The organism is Porphyromonas levii DSM 23370 (genome assembly GCF_000379925.1).
GTDB classification, from domain to species: Bacteria; Bacteroidota; Bacteroidia; order Bacteroidales; family Porphyromonadaceae; genus Porphyromonas_A; species Porphyromonas_A levii.
Genome location: NZ_KB904286.1, coordinates 1 through 12,486 on the forward strand (window position 1 = coordinate 1; position 12,486 = coordinate 12,486).

Consider the following 12,486-nt stretch of genomic DNA (forward strand, 5'->3'; position numbering starts at 1 on the left):
TTCTTAGTTGCTAAGCGTTGACGCTATAAAATAAGTAAGATAGAAGGACATTGACCAATCGAGATGTCATCTCTTAGTTCTTTAGTTATTGTAGTAGATATAGATTATTGCCAATATGTCAAGATATAATTAGGTGACTATAGCACTGGGGATCCACCTCTAACCATTCCGAACAGAGAAGTTAAGCCCAGTAACGCCGATGGTACTTTTACGAAGGGAGAGTAGGTAGTCGCCATTTTACTGAGAGACGCTTAGTGGTTTACAACTGAGCGTCTCTCTCTTTTTGTAAACTTTACTGGTTATTTACTAATAATTGGGTATCTTTACGGTATTTATTAGTAATATGAATAGTGAGAATATGGATAGAGTACTTCTTACGGGGTCTAATGAGTTGTTGACACGTCATTTTATGAGGGTCTATGAAGGGGTGTATGATATGCGCCTTCTGACTAGGCACCCTATGGCGGATAATCATTTCTACTGGAACCCTCTTAAAGATGAACTAGATCCTAACGCATTGGAAGGAATAGATCATATTATACACGTAGGAGGTTCTTCGGAAAGTCCCTTGACTCTCGATGTGCATCATCGAGATGTATTAATCAGTTATAGAGCTGGTGGTACAGCCCTGATTGGTCGTATGTTGATGGCTTTGGGCCAGGAGTTAGAGACCTTTATCACTGTTTCATCTACTACTTTTTATGGGAGTGATACTAATCCATATATTCATACCGAGGCGTCGCGCTCAGGGCATGATTTCTTAGCTCAATTACACTCGGCAGGTGAGGAGGAGGCTTATATTTTGGAAGTAGAAGCGCTTGCTAAGCGTTCGGTTGCTTTGAGATTTGGTAATGTATTATGCCACTATGGTGGTATTTTGCCCCACATTACGATTGGAAGTAGTCGTGGTATTGCTGTTATATATGGTAATGGTGATCAGATTATTCCGTGGATTCATGTAAGTGATGCTGCTCGTATTCTTCGATGGGCTATAGATAATGATAATCTTTATGGTGCGTATAACTGTGTCGCTCCAGATTGGGTTACCTATGATCAGTTGTCATCTACCGCAGCTTATGTGAGGCGTGGACGTACTTATCCTCTTCATTTACCTAAGTGTCTCTTAAGGATGGCAAGAGGAGAATTCTCTGAGCAATTTTTGAATAGCAATAGGATATCCTGTAAGCATTTGCTACAGACTGGATATAGTTTTCTCTATCCTGATATTCATTCAGCACTGACCAGTATTTATGACCTTTAAGAACTTAGATGGGGTTGGTAACCTCTATCTGATACCTATCTCTATTGGAGAGGTAGGTGTCGGACGATATTTACCCGCTGATAATTTAGATATTATTAGGCATACTAAGCATTATGTAGTTGAAAATGCTCGAACAGCTCGCCAATACATTAAGAGTGTTTTACCTGAGATTAATATCTCTACTCTCTCTATCATTGAGGTAGATAAGCATCAGGGGTATAGCTATCCTAAGGATGAGATACTTCAGCTGTTAAGAAGTGGATTGGATGTGGGATTGATGAGTGAGGCCGGTTGCCCTGCTGTCGCTGATCCCGGTCATCATGTAGTCGCTGATTGTCATAGAGCTGGTATTAAGGTCGTACCGCTTGTTGGTCCTTCTTCGATACTTCTTTCGTTGATGGCTTCAGGATTTAGTGGTCAAAACTTTGCTTTTCATGGCTATTTGACATTTGATAATAAGGAACGCCGAAGAATACTTCTAGAGTGGCAGCGTAGAGCTCAGCAAGGAGAGACTCAGATATTTATTGAAGCACCTTATCGCAATGATAAACTGATAGAGGAACTTGTAGATCTGCTCTCCCCTTCACAGAAACTATCTGTGGCAATTGATTTGACTACTCCAACAGAAGAGGTGCACACAATGGCCCTCTCTGAGTGGCGTAAGCTGATGAAAGGTGGTGCTAGTTGGCACAAGCGCCCTGCAATATTTTTACTTGGAAAATAAGCTATGATAAAAGTATACGATGGATCTCCTACTCCTGAAAAGGTTCTAAGAGAGTTGTCTCAAGTGCTCCGAGATGGAGAACTGATTATTATTCCCACAGATACGCGGTATAGTCTTTGCTGTGATGCGCTTAATCAAAATAGTCTAGAGCGTTTGGCACATCTAAAGGGAATAGATCCCAAGAAGAGTCTATTTTCCATTCTTTGCTCAGATATTTCTCAGATAAGCGAGTATGCACATTTGGATAATGATGCCTTTAAGTTGATAAAGGCAAATACTCCTGGTCCATTTACTTTTATACTTCCTGTAAGTAGTTCACTTCCAAAGATCTATAAGGGCAGGAAAGAAGTAGGAGTGCGTATCCCACGTCACCGCTTAGCCCTTGATCTAGTCGATTATTTTGGTCATCCGTTAACTGGGTTTTCCCTTCCAATTGATATGGATGAGCGAGATGCAGAGTATGGTTATCATCCCGAGCTTATTGAGGAGCTTTGGGGCTCGAAGGTCGCTTATGTGGTAGATGTAGGCATGGGTAGTATGGTGGAGAGCGCCATAGTAGACTGTACCTCCGAACCTTTCCAGATAGTCCGAGAGGGTCCGATATCCCTAGCTTTGTAGTCTAAACAGTTCGTTATTGAGCAATAAAAAAGGTTAAGACCGCCTTCTTTCGATAAATATTTGCCGAAATACTTGCACGGGTCAAAAATTACGCTTATCTTTGCATCGTGTTTTTCATAGTATTAGATTTTAGGTTAATATCAAGATTGAAGGTTGTCGTGAGACAGCCTTTTTCTTTTTTATATAGACGTTGCTATGAATAGTCCAATCTATCGAGACTTTGGAGAGTATCTAAGAGAGGCTTTCCCTCTCCATAAGGTTCAAAAGATATCTATCAATGCTGGTTTTACTTGTCCCAATCGGGATGGAAGCAAGGGGTATGGAGGATGCACCTACTGTAATAACCAATCCTTTAGTCCCTCATATACAATAGCTAGGGGGAGCGTGACTGAGCAGATAGAGGAGGGTAAAGGCTTCTTTGGTGCTAAGTATCCCGGTATGAAGTACTTGGCATATTTTCAATCCTATACCAATACATACGGAGGTCTGAAAGAGCTGAAACAGCTGTATGAGGAAGCTCTTAGCTGTCCTGACATTGTCGGTCTTATTGTGGGCACTCGTCCAGATTGTGTTGACGTAGATCTATTAGACTACTTCGAGGAGCTTAGTCTACGTACCTTTGTCTATATAGAGTACGGAGTAGAAAGTACTTGTAACACCACTCTAGAAAGGGTGAATAGGGGACATACTTTCGAGGAGAGCGAGTGGGCAATTATTCAGACCGCAATGAGGAAAATCCCTGTGGGCGTTCACCTGATAATGGGACTTCCGGGAGAGGATAGTAACCAGTACCTCCAGCATATCGATAGACTATCGCGATTGCCTATTACTTCCGTTAAATTACACCAGTTACAGGTTTTGAAGGGAACTAAGCTTGCAAGGGAGTATCAGCAAGAACCTTTTCCCCTCTTCGAGTCAGAGGAATATGTGGAGCTGGTATGCCGTATACTGAGGAGGCTTAGACCTAATGTATATGTAGATCGTTTTGTCTCTCAGGCTCCATCTCACATGATTATTGCTCCTCGTTGGGGTATTAAGAACTATCAATTTACCCACTTAATAGTATCCCGTATGAGGGAAAGACAATGGCGCCAAGGTGATCAATACGAGGCTGATTTGATGGAAAATAGTTAGATTTGTGGGGTATTGTCGGGAGGTAAAATATGAAGTAATGAAGAAGAGAAAGTGGATACTAGGGGTATTGATGGCAGGAGCTCTTTTTGCTGTTAGCCCCGCACAGGTGTTGAGCCCTCGTAATGTCGATATGCTCCGGGTACGTGAGGCGCTCCAATTCTCCAGTCCTGTAGGTGCGCTTGAGGGACTGCAGAAAGTATATAAAGATACATGGCAGTTGGATGTAAAGGATGACGAGTCTCAGTATTTAGATGCTATTGCCAAGGGGATGCTGAGAACAGGAGATGCTGAATTACAGCTCCTGAAGTTTATCGAGACGTATCCACACTCTAGCTATATTAACCATGCTTGGGCTGCATTGGGTCAGCTCTATTATGCTAAAGGGCAGTACGGTAGTGCAATATATTGGCTCCGTCAGGTAGATACTTCACTTCTGCCAGAGCGTATGGGAGCTACGGTGGACTACTATCATGCCTATGCCCTTTTTAAGGAGGGAAGAGAGTCGGAAGCTCTTAAGTTATTTGAGCCACTTACTTACTATAGAGGCTTCAAGGATGATGCCTCTTTCTATGCTGGGTACATACAGATGAAGGAGGGTCAGGTTGCCAAGGGTGCTAGGCATATGGAGCGCGTCGTGAACCACTCTCAGTATGGTACCTACGCTAATGCTTATCTAGCCGAAGCTCGTCTTACCGAGATGAAGTATAGCGAGGCACTATCGATGGCAGAGCGAGGATTACAACAAAGAGATTTGCCCACTGAAGTAGAATCGTCTCTCAACCGAACTGCTGGTTTATCTGCAAGTAGTCTAGGTCAGCTGCAGTCCTCCGTGTCTTATCTCAAAAGATATATACAGAATACATCTACCCCAGGAAGAGTTGAGCAATTGGTTCTGGGAAAAAATCTATTTGAACTTGGGCAAAATCGAGAGGCTGAGCAGTATTTGTTATCCGCAGCAGAGGGTAATAGTGACTTCATGAGCCAACTATCGCTCTACTATGCTGGGCTTACACAGCTTGCGCTCAAGCAACCGAGCAAGGCGATTAGCTCTTTTGACCGTGCACGCTCAATTGCTGCATACGCCCCAGTTACAGAAGCATCAGAATTCAATGGGGCACTAGCTGCTTATGCGCAGACTCCAGGTAGAGTAGGGGCAGGGTCTCAGAGACTAGCTAAGTTCCTCTCTACTTATTCTACTAGTGAGTACAGAAAGCAGGTGATAGGATATCTTTCCGATGCCTATCTCAATGAGCCTAACGCTGGTGCAGCTCTCGCAGAACTAAATAAGATGAGCCCACTTCCTAGAGAGCTATCGAGGGTGCGAGATAGAGTTAAGCTAAAGCAAGCGAATACCTCGTTGACAAGTGGAGATACTCGTTTGGCTACTCAGCAATACGACGAGATTATTCAAGGCGCACAAGACCCAACGAGCATTGCAGAGGCTTATCTATGGAAGGGTGAAGCTGCATATCGGGCAAAGGACTACAATACCGCAATAAGTAGCACTGAGAGTTATCTTAAGTCTCGTCCATCCGACTTGGCGCTAAATCCCAACGCATACTATACCCTAGGCTATGCACATTATAATCTTGGGCAATATGGAGAAGCGGAGCGTTACTTTAAGGAATATCAGCAGGTAAATACCGCTCCTACCCCTGAGCAAAAAACGGCCATCAATAATCGTCTGGGCGATATAGAGATGCAGCGAAAGGCGTATGCTACTGCCATTTCCTTTTATAATACAGCAGAGCAGGCAGGTGGTTCAGAGTCCGATTATGCACTATTTAGTAAGGCGATGGCACGTGGTCTACAAAAGGACTATCGGGATAAAGCAGACTTAATGTCATCTCTTGCTATTCGTTATCCAGATTCAAAGCTTGCAGCTGAAGCTATTTACGAACAGGGAAGAGCGTTGGCTCTTGCTGGAGACAATCATAAGGCACAGCAGGCCTTCGAGAGTTTCTTCGTAAGGTATAAACATCATGAACTTGCTTCTAAAGTAGGGCTTCAGATGGCACTATCCTATTACGGAGATAATAAGTTGGACGACGCAGTGAGAGCTTATGAAATGGTCGTGCGACAGTATCCAAACTCCCCTGAGGCAAAGAGCGCGCTTCAGGATCTAAAGAGTATCAGTGTCCAGCTCAATAGAGTAGATAGTTATAGCGATCTCGTAAAAGAAGTGGGGGCTACGGATATTACTTCTCATGCCGAAATGGATTCCCTCGCATTTATTGCTGCGGAGCGTGTAGTAGCTTCGGGCACTCCTTCTGAAGCCAATAGAGCACTTGATCAGTATCTTAATGCCTATCCAAATGGGGCATTTGTCGATAATGTCTACTACAATAAGGCTCTTCTACAGTACAATGCTAAGGATTATAGCGGAGCGGTATCTACCGTTGCCTCTCGGGCGAAGAACTTCTCTGGAAAGCTCGCAGATGATACCTATCGCCTACTCGCATCATGCTACGATAGGCTAAATGAGCCAGGTCGTGCGGCAGAGGCATACATGAGCTTAGCGCTTGTGAGCAAAAACCTTGGGGAACGCGGTAATTGGATTAGAGCAGCTGCCGACCGTGCAGAGACGAGTGGTAGTGCCGACTTCCTCAATAGCTTAGCTTGGCAGGTTGCTGATGGTAAGATAGCTGTGAATGAGGAGGCAAAAGCTAATGTCTTCCTTGCAGCTGCCAAGGGATATGCTCGCAATAATCAGAAACAGAATGCCCTCTCCTATGCTAAACGTGTTTTAGCTTTGAAGGACTTTGGGGGGCATCCTATTGCAGAGACTATTGTCGCTCTTGAACTCTATGATAAAGGAGAATACAAGACGGTTCAGAGCAAGATACAAAAGGTGGTTAATAAGGGTACAACAGATGCCTATTGGCTAGCGAGAGCATTTGTACTTCTTGCTGATAGCTACGAAAAGCTTGGAGACTGTGATACAGCGCGTACTTACTTGGAGAGTGTACGCAGTAGCTACACCAATAGCAAGGATGGTATCATAAAGATGATTGACGAACGCTTGGCAAGACTTTAAGAAATGAAGAATATAAGACATATACACAAGGCTCTACTCCTCACTAGCACCATGCTAATGAGTGGTGCTTTAGCCCATGCTAATCCATATGCACCAGATACGCTTCAGCGTGAGATGGTACTTCAGCGTGATTATCAACCTGTAGGACAGCAGGCCGAAAAGGCTTTCTTTAATCCCCTACAGTCGACAGGTGCTACATCATTACGCCCTATCAGTTTCGCTCGGAATACCTATCCTATTGCGATGAATGTAACACCCAAACTGTTCAGCCCATTTGATAATCCTCTAGAGCCAGAGCATGTCAAGCAGCTACTTCATGCTCGTATCTTTGGCGGATTTCCTGGACATGTAGGAGCTAATATAGGAGTACTGACAAAGACAAGTGACGTCGGTACATTATTAATTTCTGCAGACCACCTGTCGCGCTTTGTCCAAGTGCCTCAGAAAGTATACCCTCTGAGTCCATGGGATCAGACACATGATACCGAGGTAGCTCTAGACTATTCACATGCGCTTCCAGATAGAGTATACAACATTGGCGTAGACGTGTTTCACCATGCCAATACCTATTATGGTATAGTCCCCGATCTCATCAAGGGCGCTTCTCAGCTGACTGCCGAGTATCCGCTTGCTAGAATGATTGGTACAGACGTTCGCATCGGTGTTTCTCCATCTCCTCTTTCACTCGCAAGAGGTGTCCAGTATAGTATAGATGGTAAGGTAGGCTACATTTCTAAGGATGATATCTCATCGTATTATACGGAGAATAACATTATTATTCCCAAGAATACCGCTCCTATCAACGGACACAAGGTAGCTGAGCTTTCTTTAGACCTTAAGGGTAATCTCGGTTATCAGTTTGCAGGGTCAGATTGGAGCTTAGGAGCTGACGGTAGATATCAGTTGATTAGTATCTCTGCGCTGAATAATATCTTAGGGAATCGATTGAATCCACTTCAGGCACTTTCCGTTGCCCCTTACTTCGCCTATACTGCTCCCTCCTTTATTTTTAAGGCCGGAGCGAGTATACAGTTACTCAATATAGGCTCCAAGAAGTTCTTGATCATTCCTGATGTTCAGGCTCGCTTTAAGGCGAATGACCACTTCTCTATCTACCTCAATTCAGATGGAGGTGCAGAGTACCATACGCTTCGTGATATCTATCGACAGAACAGATGGGCAGATGCGATGAGTGTGTACCAAGGGTACGACATCGCAAAGTATAGAGTGCTAGCTGGTGTTCAGGTCGGTAATATCAATGGTTTCTCTCTCGATGTCCATGGCGGGTATGCTTCTTATCTCGATTTTTCAGAGTGGATGGCTAATTGCTATGTCACCTACTATTCCAATGAACTAGTAATGGATGACCCAGATACTAGGAGCATCTATACCCCTCTCTACAGTCTAAAAAATGCGGGCGCAGTAGGTAATATCTTTGTTGGAGCTAAGGCTCGCTATATTTCCTCTATTGGTCTTGACCTCGGAGCGTCTGTAAAGTATAATCATTATAAGTCTAGAGGCGTAAAACAGGTTCTTACACCTAATGGACCAGAGGAGGTCAAAGATTACACTGTCGGTTATGGACGACCAACTTATGAGATAGGTATCTCTGGCGATTATGCTATCAACGACAAGATTGGCATCAACGTCAACTTCACTGCGCTTGGAGGTATCAGGATGCCAGAGCTATCCCAGCCAACTGATGCCCTTGGCATTGTCCCTCCTGCACTACTACCTGAAGAGACTATTTTTGTAGCTGACTTTGGCGCTCGCATATCCTATAAGGTACATCGTAATATTGGCCTTTCCTTGATAGGTGAGAACCTATTTAATCAGAGGATTGGTCGCTGGAGAGGTTACGATCGTCAGGGCGCTACAGCTGTCCTTGCTGCTACATTCGCCTTTTAATTACCCAAGTATATGAAGAAGTCTATCTTATTATTTCCCCTTCTACTATTGTTTACATCTTGTGGTAGTCATAGAAATGTGTCTTCCCTCGAGATGCCTTTTGCCAAGGTATATACTGCAGCATGGATGCAGAGAGCTGCAGAGTACGATGCCTTATGTTATCAAGCATTCAATGGTGCTCGGCTCTATCTCGATCAATCACTCTCATTGATGCAAGAAGATTCCAAGCCTCTTGCTATTGTAACGGATATAGATGAAACCATTCTTGATAACTCACCGAATGCAGTGTATCAAGGGATAAGAGGAGAACTATTTGATACTAAAGAGTGGACTAGATGGGTCAATCGTGTAGAGGCGGATACCATTCCTGGTGCTCTTTCCTTCCTGCAGTATGCTGCTGATAATGGGGTAGAGATTTTCTATATCACCAATCGTAATGAGCAAGAGCGCCAAGGGACGCTACTTAATCTCCAGAAGTTTGGCTTCCCCAACGCCGATGATGCACACTTAATGCTTAAGAGCAATACAAGCAATAAGGATGAGCGCCGTGCCAAGGTTATGGAGGAGTATGAAGTGGTTATCTACATGGGAGATCAGCTTACCGACTTTCCTGGCTACTACAAGGCAAGTGAAGAAGATAGAAGTGCACTCACCCAGAAAGATGCAAATACTTTCGGAGGGATGTATATTGTGCTCCCCAACCCTAACTATGGTGAATGGGAATCAGCTCTCTCGGGCTACAAGCGTCTCGATAAAATACAACAAGCAGAACTTATCAAGAAGAAAGCAAAGACTTACTAATGAATAATCTTCGTCCCCTTATGATTGCCGGCACAGGAAGTGATGTCGGCAAGAGTCTCGTGGTGGCAGCATTTTGCCGCCTCTTCAAGCAAGATGGTTATCATCCAGCGCCATTCAAGGCACAGAATATGGCGCCCTACTATTATACAGCGCCCAATGGCGATCGAATTAGTATTGCGCAGGCCATTCAGTCTAAGGCTGCTGGTGTAGAGCCTCATGCGCTTCTCAACCCCGTACTTATGATGCCCTCTAGTATGGTCGAGAGTAAGATTTACTGCCTCGGCAAGGAGTTCGGTAGCCACCAAGCTCGCGAATACTTCAGGCAAAGTGAAGGGAGGGGCATACTCAAGCAGAGTGCTTGGGGCGCTTATGATCAGCTAGTAGAGCAATATAATCCTGTTGTGCTGGAGGGCGCAGGGAGTGTTAGCGAGCTTAATCTCTTAGAGACAGACTTCGTGAATATGCCTATGGCTGAGCATGCCAATGCGGCTGTAGTACTCGTGGCAGATATAGAGCGAGGAGGGGTGTTTGCCTCTATCTATGGCTCAGTAATGCTACAAAAGCCTGAGCACCGCAAGCTGATAAAGGGTATCATCATCAATAAGTTCAGAGGAGATCGCACTATCTTTGAGCCAGCTATACAGATGATTGAGGAGCTCACCAATGTCCCAGTTTTAGGCGTACTACCCTATATGGAGGGCGAACTACTTCCTAGCGAAGACACACTCAGTGACCATGGCAAGTCCAAAGTAAGTTATACCAATGCCGACCTAGAGGGGTACGAAACTACCTTCGATAAGATGGCAGATCACCTCAGACAGCATCTAGATGTAGAGAAGCTCTACAAGATATTATCCGACGATGAGATATAACGATCACGGCGACGACCGCTACCTCTATAGAGGCGTGCGGTTTGTCGCCGATTTTAGTTCCAACGTCCCTCATCTTCCTCACGATGAGGCTCTGTGGGAGCATCTTACCCATAATCGTCAGCTTATCCATCACTATCCCGAGCCACAAGCCTTTCAGCTAGAGGCTCGCTTGTCTGCTATGCTCGGCGTACCGGAGGAGAGCCTATTAGTTACCAGTGGTGCAACTGAGGCTATCTATCTGATGGCGCACCTCTTTCAGGGTGCTACGTCAAGTATTATGCAGCCTACTTTCTCCGAATACCGCCATGCTGCTACAGTCTTTGGGCATACTCTGTTGCAGGAGGGATTGGGAGCAGTCCATTGGCTCTGTAATCCCAATAATCCTACAGGGCGAACATATCCTCACGATGACTTGCTCCGCGTCATCCAAGACCATCCCGATACTGTCTTTGTGGTCGACCAATCTTATCACGCTTTCACCCCCAAGGCGGTACTACAGCCCGAAGAGATAACGACTCTTCCCAATTGCTTGGTGATACAGTCACTCACCAAGAGTTATGCCATACCAGGGCTGAGGTTGGGCTATATTTTGGCTCACCCCCAACTCATCCGGCGCTTGGTGGCACTCAAAATGCCATGGAGCGTCAACGCTCTAGCCATAGAAGCAGGGCACTATTTATTGGCTTCGGGTGTCCCCTTCTTACTAGCAGAATTATTAGAAGAGCGGAAACGACTGGTAGATCAATTAGAACAACTCGATATTATGGATATCGAGCCTACCGACACCCACTACTTTTTGGCAAAGCTGCGCCGTCACCAATCCCAAGAACTAAAAGATTGGTTGGCCATTAAGCATGGTATCCTCATTCGTAATGCCTCTAACTTCCCCACACTTACACCTCAGCATATTCGTATTGCCACACAGAGTCCAGAGAAAAACGCCCTCCTCGTTGAAGCTTTATCAGATTTACCTCAAAACCTATGTTGATATTCTTCACACCTTTGCTTGCCCTAGCCATCCTGTGGATAGGCTGGCTATTAGATCGAATCTTTGGAGATCCCCAAGGCTTTCCGCATCTTGTGGTATGCTTTGGACATGCCATTAGTAGAGCTGATCGCTGGTTCAATAATGGGTTCAATCGAAAGTACAAAGGAGCCCTTGTAGCACTTCTATTGATTCTGCTGGCATTTACACTTACTTGGGTGATATTCGCCTTTGCTCCAAATTGGATTCGCATTCCCCTTGGGATTATCTTGGTGAGTACTTGCCTTGCAGGTCATACGCTCATAAAAGAGGTGAGAGAAGTATTCGCACAGCTGGCTATTTCTTTGGAGTCTGGGCGCAATCAGCTCTCACGTATTGTAGGGCGTGATACGAAAGAGCTTACAGAGGAAGAGGTGAAGACGGCCGCTCTTGAGACACTCTCTGAAAACCTTTCCGATGGTGTCATTGCACCACTCTTCTGGTTCGCCGTACTTGGTATGCCAGGTATGGTGGCGTACAAGATGATTAATACCCTCGATTCCATGATAGGGTATAAAAATGAAAAGTATCGCGACTTTGGCTACTTAGCTGCCAAGATTGATGATGTAGCCAATTGGATTCCAGCTCGGCTCACTGCTCTACTAATGTTGGCAGTCAATGGTCGGATCGACCTTACTAAGCAAGTATTCAGGGAAGGGAAAAATCATACAAGTCCCAACTCTGGCTACCCCGAAGCCGCGCTAGCACTCATGTTGGGCTGTCAGTTTGGTGGAGGGCATTACTATGGCGGTCAGTATTTCGAAAAACCGACAATAGGGAAGCAGCAAAGAACGCTTATCCCAAAGGATCTCCAAAGAGCATTGCGAACCAATCGTAGCTCTGAAGTGCTGATGCTGGTACTCCTATCACTCATAATCCTCCTAGCCTACTTGCTCTAATCTCCACTATCTTAGGATAATAGATGTGCTATTACTAAGAAGATAAATTCTAGATAAGGTATATTTTGTTGATACTAATATTTACTAACGTGAGTTCGACCTAAGCGATGGCGATTTCGTTAGGTTTTCTGATAATTTCCAAATTTAGCTGAGGTTTCTTGGGCATTAGGTTATAAGCAATTAAACCACTGACGAGATTGACGACAAA

General features: G+C 44.8%; 10 protein-coding genes, 1 rRNA gene and 1 pseudogene. 11 read left to right on the forward strand and 1 reads right to left on the reverse strand.

What is annotated here, in order from left to right:
• Window positions 1-129: 129 nt before the first annotated feature.
• The 11 genes from rrf (at window position 130) to cbiB (ending at window position 12,278) form a co-directional block, all read left to right on the forward strand.
• Window positions 130-238: ribosomal RNA gene (gene rrf / locus A3GG_RS0109110) — 5S ribosomal RNA — on the forward strand.
• A 105-nt stretch (window positions 239-343) separates the two neighbouring features.
• Window positions 344-1,261, forward strand: a complete 918-nt coding sequence (locus tag A3GG_RS0109115; RefSeq protein WP_018358986.1) for a DUF1731 domain-containing protein — start codon at window positions 344-346, stop codon at window positions 1,259-1,261.
• Window positions 1,251-1,985, forward strand: a complete 735-nt coding sequence (locus tag A3GG_RS0109120) for an SAM-dependent methyltransferase (RefSeq protein WP_018358987.1) — start codon at window positions 1,251-1,253, stop codon at window positions 1,983-1,985. The genes A3GG_RS0109115 and A3GG_RS0109120 overlap by 11 nt, the downstream gene beginning before the upstream one ends.
• 3 nt (window positions 1,986-1,988) lie before the next feature.
• On the forward strand, window positions 1,989-2,603 hold the full coding sequence (locus tag A3GG_RS0109125) for an L-threonylcarbamoyladenylate synthase (RefSeq protein ID WP_018358988.1): 615 nt from the start codon (window positions 1,989-1,991) through the stop codon (window positions 2,601-2,603).
• 195 nt (window positions 2,604-2,798) lie between these two features.
• Window positions 2,799-3,737, forward strand: a complete 939-nt coding sequence (gene mnmL / locus A3GG_RS0109130; RefSeq protein ID WP_018358989.1) for a tRNA modification radical SAM protein MnmL/YtqA — start codon at window positions 2,799-2,801, stop codon at window positions 3,735-3,737.
• Between the two features lie 37 nt (window positions 3,738-3,774).
• A complete protein-coding gene (locus tag A3GG_RS0109135) occupies window positions 3,775-6,774 on the forward strand; it encodes a tetratricopeptide repeat protein (RefSeq protein WP_018358990.1) in 3,000 nt (999 codons plus the stop codon).
• Between the two features lie 3 nt (window positions 6,775-6,777).
• Complete coding sequence (locus tag A3GG_RS0109140) at window positions 6,778-8,682, forward strand: TonB-dependent receptor (protein WP_018358991.1); 1,905 nt, start codon at window positions 6,778-6,780, stop codon at window positions 8,680-8,682.
• Between the two features lie 12 nt (window positions 8,683-8,694).
• A complete protein-coding gene (locus A3GG_RS0109145; protein ID WP_026215749.1) occupies window positions 8,695-9,483 on the forward strand; it encodes a 5'-nucleotidase, lipoprotein e(P4) family in 789 nt (262 codons plus the stop codon).
• Window positions 9,483-10,355 carry a cobyric acid synthase gene (locus tag A3GG_RS0109150; RefSeq protein WP_018358993.1) on the forward strand — a complete coding sequence of 291 codons (873 nt, stop codon included), beginning with the start codon at window positions 9,483-9,485 and terminating at the stop codon, window positions 10,353-10,355. Before A3GG_RS0109145 ends, A3GG_RS0109150 begins: the two co-directional genes overlap by 1 nt.
• Complete coding sequence (locus tag A3GG_RS0109155) at window positions 10,345-11,343, forward strand: pyridoxal phosphate-dependent aminotransferase (protein ID WP_018358994.1); 999 nt, start codon at window positions 10,345-10,347, stop codon at window positions 11,341-11,343. Before A3GG_RS0109150 ends, A3GG_RS0109155 begins: the two co-directional genes overlap by 11 nt.
• A complete protein-coding gene (gene cbiB / locus A3GG_RS0109160) occupies window positions 11,337-12,278 on the forward strand; it encodes an adenosylcobinamide-phosphate synthase CbiB (RefSeq protein ID WP_018358995.1) in 942 nt (313 codons plus the stop codon). The genes A3GG_RS0109155 and cbiB overlap by 7 nt, the downstream gene beginning before the upstream one ends.
• Window positions 12,279-12,378: 100 nt before the next feature.
• On the opposite strand, the pseudogene A3GG_RS13450 reads toward cbiB, so the two are convergent.
• Window positions 12,379-12,486 (reverse strand): annotated as a pseudogene (locus A3GG_RS13450) (IS982 family transposase); the annotation flags it as partial.